Annotated in this window: 24 protein-coding genes and 1 tRNA gene; 4 read left to right on the forward strand and 21 right to left on the reverse strand. The window is 58.1% G+C overall.

The annotated features are described in order from the left end of the window. Nucleotides 1–41: 41 nt before the first annotated feature. The 8 genes from QMK58_RS21585 to QMK58_RS21620 form a co-directional block, all read right to left on the reverse strand. Nucleotides 42–224, reverse strand: coding sequence for a hypothetical protein (locus QMK58_RS21585; protein WP_320395412.1), 183 nt, complete (start codon nucleotides 222–224; stop codon nucleotides 42–44). Nucleotides 225–350: 126 nt separating this feature from the next. Next, a complete protein-coding gene (locus tag QMK58_RS21590; protein WP_053157350.1) occupies nucleotides 351–818 on the reverse strand; it encodes a glycine zipper domain-containing protein in 468 nt (155 codons plus the stop codon). Between the two features lie 112 nt (nucleotides 819–930). Continuing rightward, nucleotides 931–1,299, reverse strand: a complete 369-nt coding sequence (locus QMK58_RS21595; protein WP_053157347.1) for a hypothetical protein — start codon at nucleotides 1,297–1,299, stop codon at nucleotides 931–933. A gap of 310 nt (nucleotides 1,300–1,609) precedes the next feature. Beyond that, complete coding sequence (locus QMK58_RS21600) at nucleotides 1,610–1,798, reverse strand: hypothetical protein (protein ID WP_053157344.1); 189 nt, start codon at nucleotides 1,796–1,798, stop codon at nucleotides 1,610–1,612. Between the two features lie 147 nt (nucleotides 1,799–1,945). Beyond that, nucleotides 1,946–2,266 (reverse strand): YbjQ family protein, encoded by a 321-nt coding sequence (locus QMK58_RS21605; protein WP_053157341.1) that lies wholly within the window; start codon nucleotides 2,264–2,266, stop codon nucleotides 1,946–1,948. A 104-nt stretch (nucleotides 2,267–2,370) separates the two neighbouring features. After that, complete coding sequence (locus QMK58_RS21610; protein ID WP_320395413.1) at nucleotides 2,371–2,553, reverse strand: hypothetical protein; 183 nt, start codon at nucleotides 2,551–2,553, stop codon at nucleotides 2,371–2,373. 328 nt (nucleotides 2,554–2,881) lie between these two features. After that, nucleotides 2,882–2,971, reverse strand: a tRNA-Ser gene (locus tag QMK58_RS21615). A 93-nt stretch (nucleotides 2,972–3,064) separates the two neighbouring features. Then, nucleotides 3,065–3,214 (reverse strand): hypothetical protein, encoded by a 150-nt coding sequence (locus QMK58_RS21620; RefSeq protein ID WP_320395414.1) that lies wholly within the window; start codon nucleotides 3,212–3,214, stop codon nucleotides 3,065–3,067. A gap of 64 nt (nucleotides 3,215–3,278) precedes the next feature. Between QMK58_RS21620 and QMK58_RS21625 the strand changes: the two genes are divergently transcribed. From QMK58_RS21625 to QMK58_RS21635, 3 genes are all read left to right on the forward strand, one after another. After that, on the forward strand, nucleotides 3,279–3,968 hold the full coding sequence (locus QMK58_RS21625; RefSeq protein WP_053157336.1) for a crotonase/enoyl-CoA hydratase family protein: 690 nt from the start codon (nucleotides 3,279–3,281) through the stop codon (nucleotides 3,966–3,968). A 215-nt stretch (nucleotides 3,969–4,183) separates the two neighbouring features. Further along, nucleotides 4,184–4,906, forward strand: coding sequence for a lysophospholipid acyltransferase family protein (locus tag QMK58_RS21630; protein ID WP_053157333.1), 723 nt, complete (start codon nucleotides 4,184–4,186; stop codon nucleotides 4,904–4,906). A 157-nt stretch (nucleotides 4,907–5,063) separates the two neighbouring features. Then, complete coding sequence (locus QMK58_RS21635) at nucleotides 5,064–6,035, forward strand: magnesium and cobalt transport protein CorA (RefSeq protein ID WP_320395415.1); 972 nt, start codon at nucleotides 5,064–5,066, stop codon at nucleotides 6,033–6,035. Nucleotides 6,036–6,088: 53 nt separating this feature from the next. Here the strand turns inward: QMK58_RS21635 and QMK58_RS21640 are convergent, their stop codons facing one another. The 3 genes from QMK58_RS21640 to QMK58_RS21650 all read right to left on the reverse strand — a co-directional run bounded on the left by QMK58_RS21640 (nucleotide 6,089) and on the right by QMK58_RS21650 (nucleotide 10,287). Further along, complete coding sequence (locus QMK58_RS21640; protein ID WP_053157327.1) at nucleotides 6,089–6,817, reverse strand: amidotransferase; 729 nt, start codon at nucleotides 6,815–6,817, stop codon at nucleotides 6,089–6,091. A 94-nt stretch (nucleotides 6,818–6,911) separates the two neighbouring features. Beyond that, on the reverse strand, nucleotides 6,912–9,056 hold the full coding sequence (locus QMK58_RS21645; protein ID WP_320395416.1) for a 3-hydroxyacyl-CoA dehydrogenase NAD-binding domain-containing protein: 2,145 nt from the start codon (nucleotides 9,054–9,056) through the stop codon (nucleotides 6,912–6,914). Nucleotides 9,057–9,081: 25 nt separating this feature from the next. Next, on the reverse strand, nucleotides 9,082–10,287 hold the full coding sequence (locus QMK58_RS21650; protein WP_053157321.1) for an acetyl-CoA C-acetyltransferase: 1,206 nt from the start codon (nucleotides 10,285–10,287) through the stop codon (nucleotides 9,082–9,084). 599 nt (nucleotides 10,288–10,886) lie between these two features. Here QMK58_RS21650 and QMK58_RS21655 point away from each other — a divergent pair. Further along, on the forward strand, nucleotides 10,887–11,708 hold the full coding sequence (locus tag QMK58_RS21655; RefSeq protein ID WP_053157318.1) for a c-type cytochrome: 822 nt from the start codon (nucleotides 10,887–10,889) through the stop codon (nucleotides 11,706–11,708). A gap of 107 nt (nucleotides 11,709–11,815) precedes the next feature. Here QMK58_RS21655 and QMK58_RS21660 read toward each other — a convergent pair whose 3' ends face one another. From QMK58_RS21660 to QMK58_RS21705, 10 genes are all read right to left on the reverse strand, one after another. Next, on the reverse strand, nucleotides 11,816–12,625 hold the full coding sequence (locus QMK58_RS21660) for a transglutaminase family protein (protein WP_053157314.1): 810 nt from the start codon (nucleotides 12,623–12,625) through the stop codon (nucleotides 11,816–11,818). Then, nucleotides 12,622–13,572 (reverse strand): alpha-E domain-containing protein, encoded by a 951-nt coding sequence (locus tag QMK58_RS21665; RefSeq protein ID WP_053157311.1) that lies wholly within the window; start codon nucleotides 13,570–13,572, stop codon nucleotides 12,622–12,624. The genes QMK58_RS21660 and QMK58_RS21665 overlap by 4 nt, the downstream gene beginning before the upstream one ends. A gap of 12 nt (nucleotides 13,573–13,584) precedes the next feature. Continuing rightward, complete coding sequence (locus tag QMK58_RS21670; RefSeq protein WP_053157309.1) at nucleotides 13,585–14,994, reverse strand: circularly permuted type 2 ATP-grasp protein; 1,410 nt, start codon at nucleotides 14,992–14,994, stop codon at nucleotides 13,585–13,587. 368 nt (nucleotides 14,995–15,362) lie between these two features. Continuing rightward, nucleotides 15,363–15,707 carry a ribonuclease E inhibitor RraB gene (locus QMK58_RS21675; RefSeq protein ID WP_053157306.1) on the reverse strand — a complete coding sequence of 115 codons (345 nt, stop codon included), beginning with the start codon at nucleotides 15,705–15,707 and terminating at the stop codon, nucleotides 15,363–15,365. A gap of 211 nt (nucleotides 15,708–15,918) precedes the next feature. Continuing rightward, complete coding sequence (locus QMK58_RS21680; protein ID WP_053157303.1) at nucleotides 15,919–16,152, reverse strand: hypothetical protein; 234 nt, start codon at nucleotides 16,150–16,152, stop codon at nucleotides 15,919–15,921. A gap of 215 nt (nucleotides 16,153–16,367) precedes the next feature. Beyond that, complete coding sequence (gene speE, locus QMK58_RS21685; protein WP_053157300.1) at nucleotides 16,368–17,243, reverse strand: polyamine aminopropyltransferase; 876 nt, start codon at nucleotides 17,241–17,243, stop codon at nucleotides 16,368–16,370. A 254-nt stretch (nucleotides 17,244–17,497) separates the two neighbouring features. Then, the gene (locus QMK58_RS21690) at nucleotides 17,498–17,689 is read right to left on the reverse strand and encodes a PLDc N-terminal domain-containing protein (RefSeq protein ID WP_053157298.1); all 192 of its coding nucleotides are present in this window, start codon (nucleotides 17,687–17,689) and stop codon (nucleotides 17,498–17,500) included. Nucleotides 17,690–17,772: 83 nt separating this feature from the next. Further along, nucleotides 17,773–18,303, reverse strand: a complete 531-nt coding sequence (locus QMK58_RS21695) for a hypothetical protein (protein ID WP_053157295.1) — start codon at nucleotides 18,301–18,303, stop codon at nucleotides 17,773–17,775. A gap of 168 nt (nucleotides 18,304–18,471) precedes the next feature. Continuing rightward, nucleotides 18,472–18,990, reverse strand: a complete 519-nt coding sequence (locus QMK58_RS21700) for an ankyrin repeat domain-containing protein (RefSeq protein ID WP_320395417.1) — start codon at nucleotides 18,988–18,990, stop codon at nucleotides 18,472–18,474. A gap of 97 nt (nucleotides 18,991–19,087) precedes the next feature. Next, nucleotides 19,088–20,926: a long-chain-acyl-CoA synthetase gene (locus QMK58_RS21705; protein WP_053157288.1), complete on the reverse strand. Its 1,839-nt coding sequence runs from the start codon at nucleotides 20,924–20,926 to the stop codon at nucleotides 19,088–19,090.

Here is a 20,926-nt window from a genome sequence, read left to right on the forward strand (position 1 = left end):
AGGCTGGCACGATGAACGCGTTCGATAAAAAAGACCGCCGGTCACTGTTCGTCGTCCTCATCCGTTTCAGAATCTGTGTTGCCTACGTCGCCCGCATCATCGGCGTCGTTGAGCGGTACCGTCGCGTCGTCCATCAGCGAACCCGGGTCTTCGTTGCCGGGATCATTGATAAATGGCAGACCGCCTGGGCCTTTTTCTTCCCTGCCTTCGGTTTCCGGCGTCATGGTCAGCCTCAAAACATTCGGGGTGTATGAAGTTCGAGGCGGCCTGCAGAAAAACGTTCCGAAGCCCGACAGACAGAAACGAAAAACCCGGCACCAGGCCGGGTTTCTACTGTTGAGCGCTGCGGCTCAATGATGCTTGTTCTTGTGTTTGTTCTTGTGTTTATGACCCCCACCGGAATGTGAGTGGTCGTTGTCTGTTCCAAGATTATTGCCGACAGCACCGCCGGCCGCGCCGCCCAGGCCGGCGCCGATAGTTGATCCGGTCGACCCACCCAGACTGTTGCCGATCACCGAACCGCCGGCTGATCCCAACCCGCCACCAATTGCAGCTTCTGTGCGACTGCCCTTCGGCGCCGCGACCGCGCTGCCCGCTGCACCGCCTACACCAGCGCCCACGGCTGCACCGGTGCTGCCGCCCATTTGCCCACCGACGACATTACCCAACGCTCCGCCGAGACCACCGCCTACCGCAGCGTTGCCATCACCTGACGCCAGCGCGACCGGCGCAATCAATAATCCAAAAACAATCGCAGGCAACGTCCAGTGTCGAACATTCAGGCTCGTCGCTTCATTGCCTTGGGTTTTCGGGTACATGGCATGCCTCGCATTCTTCCAGGGTATGAAGCATTCGAGGTGTAAAAGCGATAAACGTTCATTAACGCAAAAACCCGGCATCAGGCCGGGTTTTTCGAATCGACAATCAGGATCAGTGACGCTTGTGACCATTGGCCAGGTTGCTGCCCACGCCACCACCCAATGCTCCGCCCAGGCCGGCACCGATAGTGGAACCGGTTTTGCCACCCAGGCTGTGGCCGATCACCGAACCACCGGCTGCGCCAACTCCACCACCGATCGCAGCGCTGGTGCGATGACCTTTTTTGGCGGCAACGGCACTGCCTGCCGCGCCAGCGACACCAGCACCAATCGCTGCGCCGGTGCTGCCGCCCATGCTCTGGCCAACAACGTTACCCAGGGCGCCGCCCAAACCACCACCGACTGCGGCAGTGCCGTCGCCAGCCATTGCACCTTGAGTAACCAAAAGGCCCAGAACCACAGCAGGCAGAGTCAAACGCATTACGAAAACCTCAAAAATAGAGCTAAACAAAAAGGGGGCGAGATTGAATGCTTTCGCGCAGACAATGTCCAGCACGCCGGTTCAACATCGCGATTGGCGATGGTTGGACAGCATTTTCGGGAAAGGTTTTATTACGGGCAAAAAAAAGCCCGCTGGGGAAACGGGCCAGGTGTTGCTTTCTAACGGATGAGCTGAGACTACGACGGCATCTGTGAAAACTTTGTGAAAAATGTTTCGCAGTTGACGGCTGGTTACAATTCCGTGCGGCATGAAAAACCCCGCTCAATGGCGGGGTCTGCTTTCGGATCAATCACTTCCTGGCGGGGGCAGGCACCCTGGGTAAAAATTTGCCCTTCTGCACCCGACAGGCTCGGGTCTTGATCCTGTCGACTTCCGTCTGGTCTTCGCCAAAACTGGCCACATACTGGGTTTGGCCGCACTGTACGTAGTTATTGATCGGAAACTCTGCGCCGTCGTCCTCGATGTACGGATCAGCCATCTCTTCACCCCTCTCAAAAACGGAATCGATACCGGCAAGTCCGGATTTGCCTGAAAATATCGACCACCAAGGGTTTTGAGACTAGCCGGTCACCACCAGACCCGCTGTTCAGATCACCCCATGCCCGACGAATGGCTCACGCCTGACTCATGCAAGTTTGACCGCTGTCCCGGTCACGAACACCACCACCATCCCGCCTTTACCGGCAGGCATGCTGATTTCAAAATCCAGCCCGACCACTGCATCCGCCTGAAGCGCCCGCGCCCGTTCCTTGATTTCGTCGGTAGCCTGCATCCGCGCTTCCTGCAATGCGCGCTCCAGCGTCTGGGAACGTCCGCCAAAAATGTCTCGCATCCCGGCAAACATGTCGCGGACAACGTTAATGCCCTGCACAGACTCGGCACTGACAATGTCCAGGTACGCCGTGATTTGTCGGCCTTCAATGGTGTGGGTTGTAGTGGTGATCATGAAGCTTCCTTTTTGAGAGTTCAGGCATTCACCCAAGACGCTTTAAACAGTTACGACCGCTGAAGCGACGGACGGGGGGCGGCTCTTGCCGATTTGAAATGGAGTCAGAAGAGTTTGATCAACACCGTCGTGACTGTTGCTACGATCCCGATCAAACCTGTGGCAACAGCCACCAGATACCAAAAAGTCTCGCGGGTCATCTTTCCAGCTTCGGCATTCAACTTGCGCTGCTCGGCCATGAGCTTGATGATCTCCACATGAATCTTTTCCAGCTCCGCCTGTTCCATGGTGAGGTCCTGCATAACGAATGTGTGTCCATCCTGGTGCTGGCACGTGCCAGTCACGTTGCCCTTCCATCCATTTTGTACCGGTGGGCGCAGTAACGAACACCCCAGCAGAACAGACCTTCGCAAGGCACTGAGTCCTCTACATAGTCCATGATGATTGGCTTTCAAGCGTAGAGCCCTACACGCCGCTCTGCTTTCCTACATAAAATTCAGATACAGCCTCGCCGGAACGCCCAAAATAACAGAGTGGATCCGCAAAAATATTACGTTCCAGATGCACAAAACCCCTGGCTTCTTTCGAAACCAGGGGTTTTGTTTACATCGAATTTGGCGGTGAAGGAGAGATTCGAACTCTCGATACAGTTTCCTGTATACACACTTTCCAGGCGTGCTCCTTAAGCCACTCGGACACTTCACCGTATCTCTTCAAACATGTTCTGTCTGTCGAGGCGCGCTAATGTAGTCGAAAGCATTTCTGTTGGCAAACATTTTTTGCAGAATTTTCATGCGGTTAACGCAATTCAGTGTTTTCGCCTGCGCAGGCCATGGCAAACCGGCCAATCTCCGGGGTCGCGCGCTTCTCTATATAGAGGGAAACAGGCAGCCAGCACAGCGCACGACGCTCGGTGGGCGGGAAAAGGGTGACTGGCGGGTCAGTCACGGCGCTTTACCTGGCCTGCAACGGTGGGTAACGTCTGCCCAACTTTACTGAAAGGAATAGCGTCATGAGTGAGTTGATTTCCTACCACCTCGAAGACGGTATCGCGACCCTGACCTTGAGCAATGGCAAGGTCAATGCCATCTCCCCAGACGTGATCGCTGCGTTTAACGCTGCGCTGGATCAGGCTGTGGCTGATCGTGCAGTGGTGATCATCACCGGTCAGCCAGGGATTCTGTCCGGCGGTTATGACTTGAAGGTGATGACAACCGGTCCTAAAGAAGCGGTGGCCCTGGTGACCGCGGGCTCGACCCTGGCCCGCCGCCTGCTCTCGCACCCCTTCCCGGTGATCGTCGCATGCCCTGGGCATGCCGTGGCCAAGGGCGCTTTTTTGCTGTTGTCGGCCGACTACCGCATCGGCGTCGACGGCGCCTTCAGTATCGGCCTGAACGAAGTTCAGATCGGCATGACCATGCACCATGCCGGCATTGAACTGGCCCGTGATCGCCTGCGCAAGTCGGCGTTCCATCGCTCAGTTATCAACGGTGAAATGTTCAATCCGCAGAGCGCCGTGGATGCAGGATTCCTCGACGTCGTGGTGTCGGCCGAGGAGCTTCAGGGCGCAGCGCTGGCGGCGGCTCGTCAACTGAAGAAAATCAACATGACGGCTCACAAGAACACCAAGCTGAAAGTGCGCAAAGCACTGCTGGAGACCCTGGATAACGCAATCATTCAGGACCAGCAGCATTTGGGCTGATCCCTTTGTTGCGATAACGAAAAGCCCGACCGTCGTGTTGGGCTTTTTCGTACATGACGCAGTTAAATGTCTGTAACCGCTCTAGGCCGCATCTGACCAACAAGTCGGAAACATGCGCACAAACATCGGCCATCTCCTACATCTGTAACGGCAATTGCCGAAAACAGTGCACATCCGTACACTGCGCCACCTTTTTGTCCCGGTGGGGCCTGTAAATGCTGTTTGTTTTACGTATGTCATTGATGGGCCTGCACTTTGTCATAGCAGGTGTGCTGGGTGTCGTGCTCGGTCTCTGCCGCCCGTTCAATCCAGACAACAGCCGCTTGTGCGCGCGCCTCTATGCATGGCCGGCCATGTGCATTTTGCGCCTGCGGGTCAAAGCCGACGTCGGGCCGTTGATGGATAAACCGGACAGCTGCGTGATCATCGCCAATCATCAGTCCAACTACGACTTGTTTGTGTTCGGCAACGTAGTACCGCGCCGTACCGTCTGCATCGGCAAAAAGAGCCTGAAGTGGGTGCCACTGTTCGGTCAGTTGTTCTGGCTGGCCGGCAACGTGCTGATTGACCGTGGCAATGCGCAAAAGGCGCGTCAGTCGATGTTGACCACTACCCACACCCTGCAAAATGAAGACACCTCGATCTGGGTGTTCCCGGAAGGCACGCGCAATCTGGGTGAAGAATTGCTGCCGTTCAAGAAAGGCGCCTTTCAGATGGCCATCGCTGCGGGAGTGCCGATCGTTCCGGTATGCGTCAGTACTTACGTCAAACACATGCGATTGAACCGCTGGCGCAGTGGGAAAATTCTGATTCGCTCGCTGCCGGCGATTCCTACCGCTGGATTGAGCCTGGATGACATGCCGATGTTGATGGCTCAGTGCCGCGAACAGATGCGCGAATGCATCGCGTCAATGGACCGGCAACTGCAAGCAGCCTGAAAAGAAAACCCGTCTGATGCGGGTTTTCTTTTGCCTGCAAACTTTTGCCAGCGAACTCGCCAGATTTCACTGACTCTCAAGTAGCAGACAAGGCTAAGCTGAACTTCCTCAGAACAGAAAGCTGCCAATAAAAGCTGCCAATAAGTGAATAAAGACCATGGGTAGAGTTGTTGCTGCTGCGGTTTACAGCGCGGGTAAGAAAGTCACCGATATCACCCTCGACGAAGGTGCGGCATGGGCCGCAAAGCCAGATCACTTCGTCTGGATCGGCCTGGAAGAGCCAAATGCAGAGGAACTGTTCAATCTGCAACGCCAGTTCAACCTGCATGAACTGGCCATTGAAGATGCCCTGGAAAAGCACAGTCGGCCAAAGCTTGAAACCTTTGGCGATGCACTGTTTATCGTTACGTATTCGCCCATTCGGGAAGACGGCAAACTCAAGTTTATCGAAACGCATATTTTTGCCGGAAACGGTTACATCATTACGGCACGCAACGGCCACTCGGCGTCCTACGCATCAGTCCGACAGCGTTGTGAGGCGCGACCGTTGTTGCTCGAGCACGGAGAAGATTTCGTACTCTATGCCATCCTCGATTTCGTCATTGAAAACTACCAGCCGATGGGTGAAGCGATCCACGCCGAAATCGACGAACTGGAACGCAATGTCATGTGCAGCTCCCTGAATGAACGCGATATTCAAAAGCTCCACAGCTTGCGTCGCGACGTATTGCGCCTGCGCCGATTTGCGGCGCCGATGGTGGAGATCGGCGAGGAGCTGCAAAGGCTGAGTTTCCCGTTCATCGACAAGAACATGCGTCCGTATTTTCGCGATGTGCAGATTCATGTCACGCGGCAGATGGAAGACCTGACAACGCTGGCAGATATTGCCAGCCAGACAATCGAAGTTGGCGTATTGCTTGAGGCATCTCGTCAGAGCGTGGTGCAACGCAAGTTTGCCGCATGGGCGGCGATTCTCGCGTTTCCCACGGCGGTGGCGGGGATTTACGGGATGAATTTCCAAAACATGCCGGAGCTGACGTGGCACTACGGATATTTTGCGGTGTTGGGGTTTATTACAGTGGGATGCGTGAGTTTGTGGGCGAGTTTCAAGAAGTCGGGGTGGCTCTGACAGACTTTGTGGCGAGGGAGCTTGCTCCCTCGCCACAGGTTAGGTTGCGCCTGTCAGATCACTTGGTTTGCCGCTTTGTGCGCCACAAACCGCATCATCCACTCGGCGACCGTGGTGCCGTGATGCTCCTGCTCCAGGCTCGCGATGCCTTTGGAGTAAACCGGTTCACCCAGTGCCTGCTGGCGAATCTCCAGCAACGCCCGGGAATAGTCGTGAATGAACTCTGGGTGGCCCTGGAAGCACAACACCTGATCATTGATGTGGTACGCGGCAAACGGGCAGAAATCGCTGGACGCGATCACCGTGGCGTTTTCCGGCAGTGAGGTCACCTGGTCCTGATGGCTGATCAGCAGGGTCAGCTCTTCGCGCACCGGATTCATCCACGGCGCCTTCGCCGCCAGCTTGTAGTTATGCGTGCCGACGCCCCAGCCCTGGGTCGCACGTTCGCTCTTGCCACCCAGCAACAGCGCCAGCAATTGATGACCGAAGCACACACCCAGCAGCTTGTCGCCGCGCTCGTAACGGGTCAGCAGGTAAGTCCTGAGGGTTTCGATCCATGGATCGGAGCCGAAGGAATCGGCCTTGCTGCCGGTCACCAGATAGGCGTCGAAGGTCAGCTCATCGTCAGGATAATCGCCCTGCACCACGTTGTAGATGGTGAATTCAGCGGCAATGGGCTGCTGCGAAAACAGGTGTTTGAACATCTGCCCGTAGCCCTGATATTGGTCGACCAATTCCGGACGCAGGTTGTCGGTTTCCAGAATGCAGATGCGTAACGACATAAAAAATACCTGACACGTGAAGGGAATAATGCACACCCAGAGCCTGCCTCGAAACACGGTGCCAAGGCAAGCCCCGAAATGCGTCGTTACCCCCTTAGAACAGCTCTCTTTTTGCTGCTTTCTCAAGCAACAGCGCAGGCGGCGCGAATCGTTCGCCGTATTGCCTGGCCAGATATTGCGCGCGTGCAACAAAATCCTGCACGCCGTATTGGTTGATGAACTGCAAGGCTCCGCCCGTCCAGGCGGCAAAACCGATGCCGAAGATCGAGCCGACGTTGGCATCCGCCGTCGAGGTCAGCACGCCCTCCTCCACGCAACGCACGGTCTCGATGGCTTGCACGAACAACAGGCGATCACGTACGTCCTTCGGCGAAATCTGCCCATCGGCCTTTTCGAAGCGGGTTTTCAGCTCCGGCCACAGATGCTTTTGCCCGCCTGCCGGATACTCGTAAAAACCACCTCCAGCCGCCTTGCCCGCACGCCTGAATTCGTTGAGCAGCACGTCAATCACGGCGAACGCCGGATGCGCTGGCAACGGCTTCCCTTCCGCTTGCAGGTCCTTGGAGGTTTGCGCGCGGATATGACTCATGAGACTGAGGGACACTTCGTCGGAGATCGCCAGCGGTCCTACAGGCATGCCAGCCTTGCGCGCCTCGGTTTCGATCATCGGTGCACTGACGCCTTCACCAAGCATGGCGATACCTTCGTTGGTGAAGGTGCCAAACACCCGCGATGTGAAGAAGCCGCGGCTGTCGTTGACCACAATCGGGGTTTTCTTGATTTGCAGGACGTAATCGAATCCACGGGCCAGGGTTTCGTCGCTGGTGTTGGCGCCCCTGATGATTTCCACCAACGGCATTTTTTCCACGGGGCTGAAGAAATGCAGGCCGATGAACTTGCTTTGGTCCGGTACTGCGGTAGCGAGGCCACTGATCGGAAGGGTCGAGGTATTGGAGGCGATCACGGCATCCGCGCCGACGACTTTTTGTGCCGCCAACGAGACCTTGGCCTTGAGGTCACGGTCCTCGAACACGGCTTCGATGACCAGATCGCAGCCACTCAAGTCAGCATCGATATCGCTGGGCCGGATACGGGCCAACACCGCTTCGCGCTGCTCGGCGGTCATTTGTCCGCGCGCGACCTTCTTGTCCAGCAACGCCGCCGAATGTGCCTTGCCCTTCTCGGCGGCGGCCAGGTTGATGTCTTTGAGCACCACTTCGATACCGGCCCAAGCACTGACAAACGCGATACCGGCACCCATCATTCCGGCGCCGAGCACGCCGACTTTACGGGTGACATAAGGGGCATAGCCCTGGGGCCGCGAACCGCCCGCGTTGATCTCGTTGAGCTGGAACCAAAAGGTGCCAATGAGGTTTTTCGACACCTGCCCGGTAGTCAACTCGGTGAAGTAACGGGTTTCGATCAAATGTGCGGTGTCAAAATCCACCTGGGCGCCCTCGACCGCCGCGCAGAGAATCTTTTCCGGAGCCGGCATCGTGCCCTGGGTTTTGCTGCGCAAGATTGACGGCGCAATCGCCAGCATCTGCGCAACTTTCGGGTTCGATGGCGTGCCGCCTGGAATTTGATAACCTTTTACATCCCAGCGTTGCACGACTGCTCGATTGGCGAAAATCCAGGCCCGCGATTTGGCCAGCAGTTCAGCGCCATCTGCCGCGAGCTCATCTATCAATCCCTCCTGTAATGCTTGCTGTGGCCGCACTTTCTTGCCTTCGAGCAAATACGGCAGCGCTTTTTCCAGGCCCAGCATGCGCACCATGCGCACCACCCCGCCGCCACCCGGCAACAGACCAAGGGTCACCTCCGGCAGACCAAGCTGCACCGACGGATTGTCCAGTGCGACCCGGTGATGACAGGCGAGGCAGATTTCCCAGCCGCCGCCGAGTGCCGCACCGTTGATGGCCGCGACCACCGGTTTGTCAAGAGTTTCCAGGGTGCGCAACTGGCGTTTGAGGGACAGCACCATGTCGTAAAAGGCTTTGGCTTCGGGTTTGCCGACCTTGATCAGCTCGTTGAGGTCGCCGCCAGCAAAGAAGGTTTTCTTGGCCGAAGTGATGATCACGCCCGCGATACTGTCTTTGTCGGCCACCAGCCGGGCGACACAGTCAGCCATGGCCTCGCGGTATACCGCATTCATGGTATTGGCGCTCTGGCCCGGCATGTCGATGGTCAGAAGGACAATCCCGTCCTGTGCCTTTTCGTAACGAATGGCGTGGGTCATGTAGGCGTTTCCTTGAATTCGGGGCTCAGAGGCGTTCGATGATGGTGGCAATGCCCATGCCGCCGCCGACACACAGGGTCGCGAGGCCGTAGCGCAGGCGTCGGGCTTCCAGTTCATCGAGCAACGTGCCGAGGATGGCGCAACCGGTGGCGCCCAGCGGGTGGCCCATGGCGATGGAACCGCCGTTGACATTGACCTTGTCCGGGTCGACAGCCATGTCCTTGATGAACTTGAGCACCACGCAAGCGAACGCTTCGTTGACTTCGAACAGGTCGATGTCTTCGACCCGCAATCCGGCCTTGGCCAGTGCCTTGCGGGTGGCCGGTGCAGGGCCTGTGAGCATGATGGTCGGATCGGTGCTGGTGACAGCCGTAGCGACGATCCGCGCCCGTGGCTGCAGGCCCAGCGCCCGCCCCTTGGCCTCGGAGCCGATCAGCATCAAAGCCGCGCCGTCAACGATCCCGGAACTGTTGCCAGGGGTGTGAACGTGGTTGATTCGCTCGACATGGCTGTAGACCCGCAGCGCGGTGGCATCGAAGCCCAACTGCCCCATCATTTCGAAACTTGGCTTAAGTTTGCCCAGGCCTTCAAGCGTCGATTCTGCGCGGATGAACTCGTCATGATCGAGCAGGATGATGCCGTTCTGGTCCTGTACCGGCACCAGTGATTTTTTGAACGAACCATCGGCGCGTGCCCGCGCAGCCTTTTGCTGGGAATGCAGGGCGTAGGCATCGACGTCATGACGACTGAAGCCTTCCAGGGTGGCTATCAGGTCGGCACCCACGCCCTGAGGAGTGAATTGGCTGTGCAGGTTGGTGGCCGGGTCCAACGCCCACGCCCCGCCATCACTGCCCATCGGCACCCGCGACATGGATTCGATGCCACCGACCACCACCAGATCTTCGAAGCCGGAACGCACCTTCATCGCCCCGAGGTTCACCGCTTCCAGCCCCGACGCGCAGAAGCGGTTGATTTGCACACCCGACACGCTGACGTCCCAATCAGCCACCTGGGCCGCGGTCTTGGCGATATCGCAGCCCTGATCGCCGATCGGTGTCACGCAGCCAAGCACCACGTCATCGACCTGGCGGGTATCGAGATCGGTCCGTTGTTGCAGGGCGGTGAGTAAACCGGCGACCAGGTCCACCGGTTTGACGCTGTGCAAGGCGCCATCGGCTTTGCCTTTGCCACGGGGCGTGCGTAACGCATCGAAAATCAAAGCTTGGGTCATGACGTCCTCGAACCGCAGTGCAGGTGGGCAAATTCAGAATGTTCACTCTTGGCCTGCGCCGAATTTGATTCAATGACCGCAACGCTCGCAGATGTTGACGCTCACGCTCAGACGGACGGTAGTCGTCTATCGGATTAACCGTTTCAGGACACGAAGCTGTCTAGCAAACGGCTGGCAAAGAAGCTGGCAATAAGCCTCATGCCTTTTTAAAAGCAAATTAGTTGAAGACCATATGAAATGGATCTAAGCCAAGCGCACCGCGGGCTCTAAGGTGAAGAGGTACGAAGTTGTCGTCGGGTTTTGCCGAGGCGCTCGTTCGTTACAGGAAGTGCAGTGTCCTGCCACCATGGAGCAATGCGGGCAGGCATCAGGAAATAACAATAAAGGCGGTCAAGCCATGTTCAAACAATCAAAAGTACGTCAAGCCGGTCTCATCCTTTTCGCCACTACGTTGTTGTTGATTCTGCCGAACCTGACCAAGGTGATCGGCTAGTCGCTCGTAAAAGCGCCACGGTTTTTTATATCGCCGAGATAAAAATGTGACTGGCTCCCTACCCGGGCCAGCATGGCTGTGCCAACCTTTGTGGCACTTGCACGACATGGACGGCGATCAATTGAAAATGCTCATTGCGTTGGGGGCCTTGCTGGTCGGGGCGCCCCTGTATGCCGCACAGCTGAACCTGGAGCTGGGCGCGAACAGTCGCACCTGGCAGACGGAGGAGTTGCTTAAGCACCCGCAAGTCCAGACCATCAACATCAGCAACGACGTTTCCTACAAGCGCGACATGAGCTATCGCGCCGTGCCCGTGACTGCGTTGCTGACTGACATCAAGCCTGAGGACCATCTACAAGCAGTGGCCCTGGACGGTTTTGCCGCCGAGATGGCCGCAGCACCTTTGCTCAGTTCGCAGGGTGCCCAGGCCTGGCTGGCAATTGAAGACCCGGCCAAACCGTGGCCGCCACTGGCCGAAGGCAAGCACAGCGCCGGGCCTTTCTATCTGGTCTGGACCAATCCGCAGGCCGGCAATATCAGCCCGGAGCAGTGGCCTTTCGAAGTCGCCAGCATCAAGCGCATGGCCCCGGTGGCGGAGCGTTTCCCTGCCCTGCTGCCTGATCCAGCGCTGAAGCCTGACGATCCGGTGAACAAGGGTTTTGCGTTGTTTCAGAAAAACTGCCTGGCGTGCCATCGACTCAATGGTGCCGGGGACGCGCAGTTCGGGCCCGACTTGAATATTCCGTACAACCCGACCGAATATTTCGGTGCGGACTTCCTCAAGCACTACATTCGCGATCCGCAGAGTTTGCGTCAGTGGCCGCAGGCGAAGATGCCGGGGTTTTCGGCGCAGGTGCTACCGGATGATGACCTGGGGATGTTGGTGGGGTATCTGAAGCATATGGCGGGGCGCAAGATTAAACCCTGACGCGCAATTCCCGGTAGGAGCTGCCGCAGGCTGCGATCTTTTAATCTTTGATACCAAAATCAAAAGATCGCAGCCTGCGGCAGCTCCTACAAGGGTGATCCATCAAATTATTGTTGTTGCACGCAAATCACCGGCACAGGCGTCGGTGACACCAGCACCTTGGCGTGCATCTGCTCGCAACCGCCGCCACGGCGCATGCCACGAACCGGGCAGGCATCCAGGTAATCCAGACCTACCGCAAGTTTCAGATGACGCTCGGGACGGGCCAGTTCATTGGTCACATCAAAGCTGTACCAGGCGTCATCCAGCCAGGCTTCAGCCCACGCGTGGCTAGCCAGGTGTTCGCAATTCTCACTGTACAAATACCCCGACACATAACGCGCCGGAATGCCCAGGCTGCGGGTACAGGCAAGAAACGCATGGGTATGGTCCTGGCACACGCCGGAACGTCCGGCAAAGGCCTGGGCCGCGCTGGTGTCGACCTCGGTCGAACCCGGCGTATAGGTCATGTGCTGATTGAGCCCATGCATCAGGTCGATCAACGCCGTGCGATCGCGGCGTAGCTTGCACTCTTTCTCGGCGAATGCACGCAAGGCGGCGTCGGCTTCGGTCAACCGGGTGAAGCGCAAGAACGGCAATGCCGACTGGCTCTCGTGCTCGGCCTCACTGAGTTCATCGATATCAACCTGGCCCCGGGCCCCGATGATGATTGCCTCGTGGGGTTCATCCATGGTCAACACGTGCAGAATGTTGCCGAAAGGATCGAGCTGCGCGCGCACCGGTCTGGGCAAGTCTAACTGCCAGCTGAGCACGTGCTGACGCTCGCTGTCGTGGGGTGTCAGCCGCAGGTACTGGATGCTCGCCCGAACCTGATCTTCGTAGTGATAGGTGGTCTCGTGGCTTATGGAAAGTCTCATGCAGCCTCCAGATAGGAACTGTGAATGGCATTGCCCAACTGGCGCACCAGCGGGATGAACTCGGTCAGCCAGGCGTGCAGGCCTTCGTCGAGAATTTCATTGATGCCGGTGTAGCGCAGGCGCGCGTCCATTTCCGCCGCCAGTCGTTGCGCGGGACGTCCATTGGCCCCCGGCAACTGGGCGAGGATCTGGTCGATTTCTTCCGTGCAGGCTCGCAGGGATCTCGGCACATCGGCCCGCAGCAACAACAATTCGGCGACATGCCGGGCACCCGGCGCGTCTCGGTAGATTTCGGTGTACGCCTCGAATGACGACAAGGCCCGCAACAACGCACTCCACTGGTAATAGGCGTGAGCCGTGCTGTCGCTGACCGCTTCCGCCTGATCACCCGCCATTTCGTAACGGGCATCGAGCAGGCGCAGGGTGTTGTCGGCCCTTTCGATAAACGTCCCCAGCCGAATGAAACGGAACGCGTCGTTACGCATGATGGTGCCGTAGGACGCACCTCGGAACAGGTGAGAACGCTCCTTGATCCACTCGCAGAAACGGCTCATGCCGTAGCGGCTGAGCCCTTGTTGGGCGATGCCGCGAATCTCCAGCCAGGTCGCGTTGATGTTTTCCCACATGTCGGCGGTGATTCGCCCACGTACCGCATGGGCACTGGCTCGCGCCGCACCGAGGCAGCTGTAGATACTCGCCGGGTTGGCCGCATCCAGGGCGAAGAAATGCAGCAACCGTTCGGCATGCAATTCGCCGTGGCGTTCGAGGTAATCATCCAGGGTGCCGGTAATCAACAACGGCATCGCCAATTCATGTAGACCGTTGCCACGGCCATCCTGTGGCATCAGCGACAGCGAATAACTGATGTCGAGCATCCGGGCGAGGTTTTCCGCCCGCTCCAGGTAACGCGACATCCAATACAAATCCGAGGCAGTTCTACTTAACATGTCAGGCTTCCTTCATTCCTCGACCACCCAGGTGTCCTTGGTTCCGCCGCCCTGAGAGGAGTTCACCACCAGAGAGCCTTCACGCAGGGCGACGCGGGTCAATCCACCGGGCACGACCCGGGTTTCACGGCCAGACAAAACAAACGGTCGCAGGTCGATATGGCGCGGCGCGATGCCGTTTTCGACGAACGTCGGGCAGGTCGACAGCGACAGCGTGGGTTGCGCGATGTAGGCATGGGGCTTGGCAATGATGCGCGCACGGAACGCTTCGATTTCCGCCGCCGTCGCCGCCGGCCCCACCAGCATTCCGTAACCGCCGGAGCCTTGGGTTTCCTTGACCACCAGTTCTGGCAGATTGGCCAGCACATGGGAAAGTTCAGACGGATTGCGACACTGCCACGTGGGAACGTTCTTCAGGATCGGCTCCTCGTCCAGATAGAAACGGATCATGTCAGTCACGAATGGATACACCGACTTGTCGTCCGCCACACCGGTGCCAATGGCGTTGGCCAAGACAACATTGCCGGAACGGTACGACGACAGCAGTCCCGGCACGCCGAGCATCGAGTCGGGGTTGAACGCCAACGGATCGAGGAACGCGTCGTCGAGGCGACGGTAGATGACGTCGACGGCTTTGGGCCCATCGGTGGTGCGCATGTAGACCTTGTCGTCCCGAACGAACAGATCCGCGCCTTCCACCAATTCCACGCCCATTTCCCGCGCCAGAAACGCGTGCTCGAAGAATGCGCTGTTGAAGCGCCCCGGCGTCAGCACCACCACGCTCGGGTTGTCGATCGGACTCGAGCTCTTCAGGGTGTCGAGCAACAGATTCGGGTAGTGGTCGATGGGGGCGATGCGTTGCGCCGCGAACAGCTCGGGGAACAGACGCATCATCATCTTGCGGTCTTCGAGCATGTAGCTGACGCCGCTGGGCGTGCGCAAATTGTCTTCGAGCACGTAATACGTCCCGTCGCCATCGCGCACCAGATCGACACCGGAAATATGCGAGTAAATATCGCGGTGCAGGTCCAAGCCCTGCATCGCCAACTGATATTGCTCGTTGGCCAACACCTGCTCGGCCGGAATGATGCCGGCCTTGATGATGCGTTGCTCGTGGTAGAGGTCGGCGAGGAACATGTTCAACGCCTTGACCCGCTGAATGCAGCCGCGCTCGACGACCCGCCATTCGCTGGCAGGAATGCTGCGTGGGATGGTATCGAAGGGAATCAGGCGCTCTGTCCCCTGCTCGTCCCCGTAGAGCGTGAAAGTAATCCCGGCGCGATGAAACAACAGATCGGCCTCGCGTCGCCGTTGTGCCAAAAGCTCGTCAGGCGTTTCGGCCAGCCAACGGGCAAACTCCCGATAATGCGGGCGAACCTGGCCGCCGGCATCGTACATCTCATCAAAATAGGTGCGGATCATGCCGTACTCCTTGTCACCCGGACATGCAGGCCTTCGCAAGGCCCGTGCCATCGGCATAAACGCTTTGATTTCAATCGGTTGGATAATCACAACGCATGCACCGCACCAATCCTGTGCGGTAATTGCCCCAACCCGATCGCCCCCGCTCCATTACAAGGCGTGATGAACGCCTACGACCAGCATAGCCGGTAGGAGCCGGCTTGCTGGCGATGGGGCCTATGAGTCATGTGCTGCACTTCAAAGACGCCTTTGCTGGCAAGCCAGCTCCTACGAAAAGCCGGAGAGTCGTAGCCTCATGATCGACGGCAAAAACGAAAACGGCCAACCCGAAGGTCAGCCGTTAGTGCTGGTTGTCACTGTTCATAAGCTTATGCGAGTCGCCCTCGTACCTCCTGTTTCACACCCCAGCCTTCGATAATGCCCCCCAACGGCTCGACCACCGCTTCGAAGCCCTGTTCGAAATCGCCGATGTCGTCGTAGGTGGCATACATGACTTTGCTCAACTCCAGCGCCCAGGCACCGTCGTCGCGCACACTGATTTGCGCATTCAGGGATTCACCACGATGGAAATGACCTGCCGCCCTGCGTGCCCGCTCCTCATCCGGGAAAATGGCGTAGAACTCGATGGGATGAAACCGCGAAAAATCAAAACCGCCTTCTTTCATGCGGCGCAACACGCTGCTGCTGATGTCTTCTTGATAGGCTGTGCTCATGAAACGTCCTCCGCAAAACGATGGATAGACTTTCCGTACTCCCTGCGCCCGCAACCGAACAGCGCGAGCGACGGCAACCGATGTGCCGACGGGAAACAAGCATGGAGCTGACAAGACCAGACCTTAGCGATTCGTTCGCTGATCTCGATTGCAGAGTAGCCCCAAGATAGAGGCGCTGCCAAGGTCTGGATGGGAATGCGACAGGCGTTGTTCAGATTGGCGTGATACTGCGGATTTCGATGCTGTTCTGGGTTTTCAGGTTTTTCACGCCTGCATCAGCGGTCCGCCCTTCCAGATCATTCAGATCCAGTTCAGCGGCGACAGGAAGGAAGCGTTCCTTGATGAGTTTGGCGGCCTGCTCGTGAGTCGGGCATTCCTCGTACTCGAAGACTTCGTCGATCGTTTCACCATGATCATCCACGAAAGTGACTTTCCACTTTTGCATTGGTGCCTCCTCGATCAAACCCGCAAATGGGCTTACCTCTATCTCGACCTTGTTAGCTGGCTAATCGTTCCGCCGGATCTGCACCCATCGCAGATCTCTGTAGGAGCGAGCTGCTCGCGAAAAACTTGAAAACGCCGCGTTAAATCAGACATCCCGCGTCATGGTTCACGTCCATCGCGAGCAGGCTCGCTCCTACAGGTCTGCGTTTCAAGGAATCAGTCGTTGCTTGGCTTGTTCACCGCTTGCAGCACGTACTGCGGCAGGGCGAAGGCGCCGATGTGGATTTCTGGATTGTAGTAGCGGGTAACGATGCCGCTGCCAGCGAATCGCTGTTGCAGGGTTTCGCGCGACAGTTTGCGATAAGCGGTGTTGGTCGCGCCCCAGGCGAACGTCATTGCGCCGCCGATGTAGGTCGGTACGGCGGCCTGGTAGAAGTGCCAGTCCGGGAACAGGCTGCGCAGGCGGCCGGCGGTAGTCTTCACTTCTTCGATCTGCATGAACGGTGTGCCGTTCTGCGTCACCAGGATGCCGCCCTCATTCAGGCAACGGTGGCAGGCCTGGTAGAAGTTTTCCGAGAACAGCACTTCGCCCGGGCCGATCGGGTCGGTGGAGTCGGAAATGATCACGTCGAATTTTTCGGTGGTGGTGGCGACGAAACGCATGCCGTCATCGATCACCAGGTTCAGCCGTGGATCATCGAACGCGCCCATGGAGTGGTTCGGCAGGAATTCCTTGCACATGTCGACCACGGTACCGTCGATCTCGACCATGGTGATGTGCTCGACGCTGCGGTGCTTGGCCACTTCACGCAACATGCCACCGTCACCGCCGCCGATGATCAGCACGCGCTTGGCCGCACCGTGCGCCAGGATCGGCACGTGGGTGAGCATCTCGTGGTAGATGAACTCGTCGGCTTCGGTGGTCTGGATCACGCCGTCCAGCGCCATCACACGGCCCATGCGCGGGTTCTCGAAGATCACCAGGTGCTGATGTTCCGTGCGCACTTCGTGCAGCAGTTTTTCCATGCGAAAACGCTGGCCGTAGCCTTCGTAGAGGGTTTCCAGGTAGTCGCTGGCGGGGATATTGCTCATGGGAAGTGCTCCGATGAATGCGGGTGGCAACGGACGGTTACCCGCCCATGATGGCCAATCGATCGGCTCGATTGACCGTGAAAGGCGCGCATTCTACGTTGCGGAACATGACAGGTCGAACCTCAGTTGATCGGCTTGCCACAATCCTGTGGGAGCGTGGCTTGCCCGCGATCGGATCGCCTCGGTTTATCTGGCAGACCCGCGTCGTCTGCATCGCGGGCAAGCCACGCGCCTACACGTTCAGTGCCGCTTGTTCAGAACTTGACGTTGCCTCGCGGCCCGGCGATAGCCCAGATGATCAATCCCAGTACGGGCAACAGCGCAATCAACAGCACCCAGACGATTTTCATCCCGGTGCCGGTGCTGCTTTTGACCACATTGATGATGGCCCAGATGTCCAGGACAAAGATGATCAAGGCAACCAGACTGTTGAACGTTGAACCCATGGTGACGCTCCCGAAAAGTGATATGCACCCTTAGGATAGACGGTCGTCGCAAAGGGTTCCCTTTGTTTGACAGTGTTGTGCTATCAGACGTGGATGGCCACTTTCAGGGCTTCCAGTGAAGGCGCGGCGGCGATGCCGACTTCGCTGCACAATTCCAGCACCCGTGGCACGTCGTTGCCGAAGACCAGTACCACTTGCAACTCGTCGTCCAGCAACTGGCTGAAATTCATCAGCGTGTAGCCGCCGTTTTCCTTGTTCAGGCTGCTCATCTGCACCTGGATGCGATTGAGCGCGGTCAAGGCTTCGGTCTTGGCCAGTTGTTTGGGTTTGATGTTGAAATCGATGCCCGGACCGAACGAGGCAACGATCTGCGCGAACAGGTCCATGTAGGTGTCAGCCTGGAACAGCACAGTCTCGGGCAGGCTACCAACCACGACCCACTCACCCAATGGGATCGGGAAGGTGTCGTCGTAATTGATGTCAGGATTGGCCGTCAGAAAAGCCGCTGGATCGGCGTAGGCCTGCGCCGCTTCGGCGGCGACCTTGAGGATTTCGTCTTCGCCCATGCACCCGGAGCTGATTTTGCTGATGAGTTCGACGAGTGCGGCTTTCATGGGCGGATCCTGTAGCGAAGGGAATTTTGAGGGCGCGAAGGATACCGCAAGGATAGGTTCAAATGACCAAAAAGATCGCAGCCTGCGGCAGCTCCTACATTGGGAAGGTGTCCCCCCGCAGGAGTTGCCGCAGGCTCGGGCCGCGTTCGGACAATCTTTTGAATCCAATCAACCCAGCATTTTTTCCAACTGAGCAACGGTATCGGAAGCCCCCATGGTTTTTGCCGCCTCCAGCGCCGTGATGCCATTGGCATCCTTGGCTTGCGGGTCGGCGCCTTTGCTGATCAGGTAGTCGACCACTTCGACGCGGTTGAACATCGCCGCCATCATCAGGGCCGTACGGCCATCGAAGGACGAACCTTCAACCGGTGCGCCGCCCTCGACCAACGCCTTGATCACCGACAGATCGCCTTTGAACGCGGCGCCGGCTATCGGGCTCTGGCCGTTGTCGTTGCGGATCTCCGGATCAGCCTTGTGCTCGAGCAGGACCTTCACCGTGTCCACGTGGCCGTGGTAGGCAGCCAGCATCAGCAAGGTGTCGCCCTTGTGGTTGCGCAAGTTCGGCGGCAGCCCTTTGCTCAACAGCGCGGCCATCATCGCCGCATCGCCTTCCCGAGCCTTGTTGAATACCTGTTCGGCAAATTCGGCAGCTTCTTCGGGGGTCATCTGGCGGCTTTTGTCTGACATCGGGCACTCCATTTTCTGTCATTCGTAAAAGCCGACAGTTTCCCGAGCGCGTCCGAGACTGTCACTTGTTTTTTCTCATGGGCCGCCATAGCCAGATTCAATAGCGGTACTTGCCGCTGTGAATGTCAGACACCATCTGCTCGGTTACCTGCACGTAAGTCTGCGTTCCCGGCAGCCACGCGTAGATCGGATCGTCACCGGTCTTGCCCGGATCATAGGCTTCGGTCTTGAGCCGGGTCTTCTGGTATTTGAAGGTACCCGTGGTGTCCATTTTCACTTTCACCCGCAGGAACAGCGGCACGGCATATAACGGCATTTGCTGCTTGGCGAAGGCCAGCAGTTCGCTGAAATCCAGCGTCGCCAGGGATTCGGCCGGCGTGATCGCTGCCATGCCGGCCCGGCCATTGGTGTTATGGATTTCCACGCCGTAAGCCACGGCTTCGCAAATCTGCGGATGTCGCAGAAGAATGTTCTCGACCTCGGTGGTCGAGACGTTTTCGCCCTTCCAGCGGTAGGTATCGCCCAGGCGATCGACAAACTGCGCATGACCAAAACCAATGTTGCGCAACAGGTCACCGGTATTGAAATAACGGTCGCCCTTTTCGAACACGTCGTGAAGTACCACCTTGGCAGTCTTCTGCGGGTCGGTATAACCGTCCAGCGGGGCCTTGTCGTCGATTTTTGCCAGCAACAGCCCTTTCTCGCCCTTGGTGACCTTGCGCATCAAACCCTTGGCATCACGGATCGGCGCACCGCTGTCGTGGTCATACGCAACCAGTTCCCAGGACATCAGGGAAAAACCGATGGTGTTGTCGAAATTCAGAATGTTGGTGAAGCCGATGTTGCCATCGCTGGCGGCATAGAGCTCGCAGATGTGATTCACCGCGAACCGGGTCTTGAACGCGCTCCACGCACCGGGTCGCAGGCCGTTGCCGATCATTTTCGTGACGCCGTGACGGCTGTCGTCGGCACTGGTCGGTTGGTCCACCAGGTAACGGCACAACTCGCCCACGTAGCCGATGGTCGTCGCACGGTAATGGCGCACGTCATTCCAGAACTGACTGGCGCTGAATTTGCGGCGGATGGCGAAACCAGCAGCGCCGCTGATCGCCGAACCCCAGCACACGCACAGGCCGGTGGCGTGATACAGCGGCAAGGTGCAGTAAACGATGTCGTCCGGCCCCATATCCAGGGCGATCATCCCGAAGCTCGCGGAGCTGCGCATCCAGCGGCCATGCTTGAATACGCCGGCCTTGGGCAAGCCCGTGGTGCCCGAGGTGTAGATGTAGAAACAGGGGTCGTCGAAGAAAATCTGCCGACTGCTGAGCGGGTTGTCGCTCGATTCATCGAGGCTGGCGGACATCAGGTTGATGAAGCCGTCGGGGGCGATGCCGGGCTGGCGAGAGGTGTCCTTGTCGGCGACAAACCAGTTGCGTGTTGCGTCGATCGCCACCCGTTCACGGACCGTCGAATAGACCGGGAGCAATTCTTCACCGACGATAATCGCCTTCGGTGCCACCAGGTTCAGGCTGTGAATCAGGGTGTCGCGGGTCAACGAAGTATTGACCAGCGCACTGATCGCGCCGACCTTTGCCACGGCCAGAATCGTGACCAGCAACTCGGGACGGTTTTCGATGAACACCACCACCGCATCGCCCTTGCCGATGCCTTGGCGGGCCAGGTGATGGGCGATGCGATTGGCCCACTGGTTGACCTCGGTGTAGCTGAGCGTCACCTCGCCCTGCAACAATGCCGGGCCGTCGGGGTTGCGCAACGTAGCCTGCTCGAAGCTCCAGCCCAGGCCACAGGACTGGGTCGGGTCCGTGACGTTCGCGACTTTCATGCCCTTGACCACCCGAGGGATGGCCTTGGCAATGGAAGGTAGCTTGCGGAGCATCATGCTCCAGGTAATCGTGTCCTTCGAGGTACGGCTCAT

It is taken from the genome of Pseudomonas sp. P8_241, assembly GCF_034008315.1.
Taxonomy (GTDB): Bacteria; Pseudomonadota; Gammaproteobacteria; order Pseudomonadales; family Pseudomonadaceae; genus Aquipseudomonas.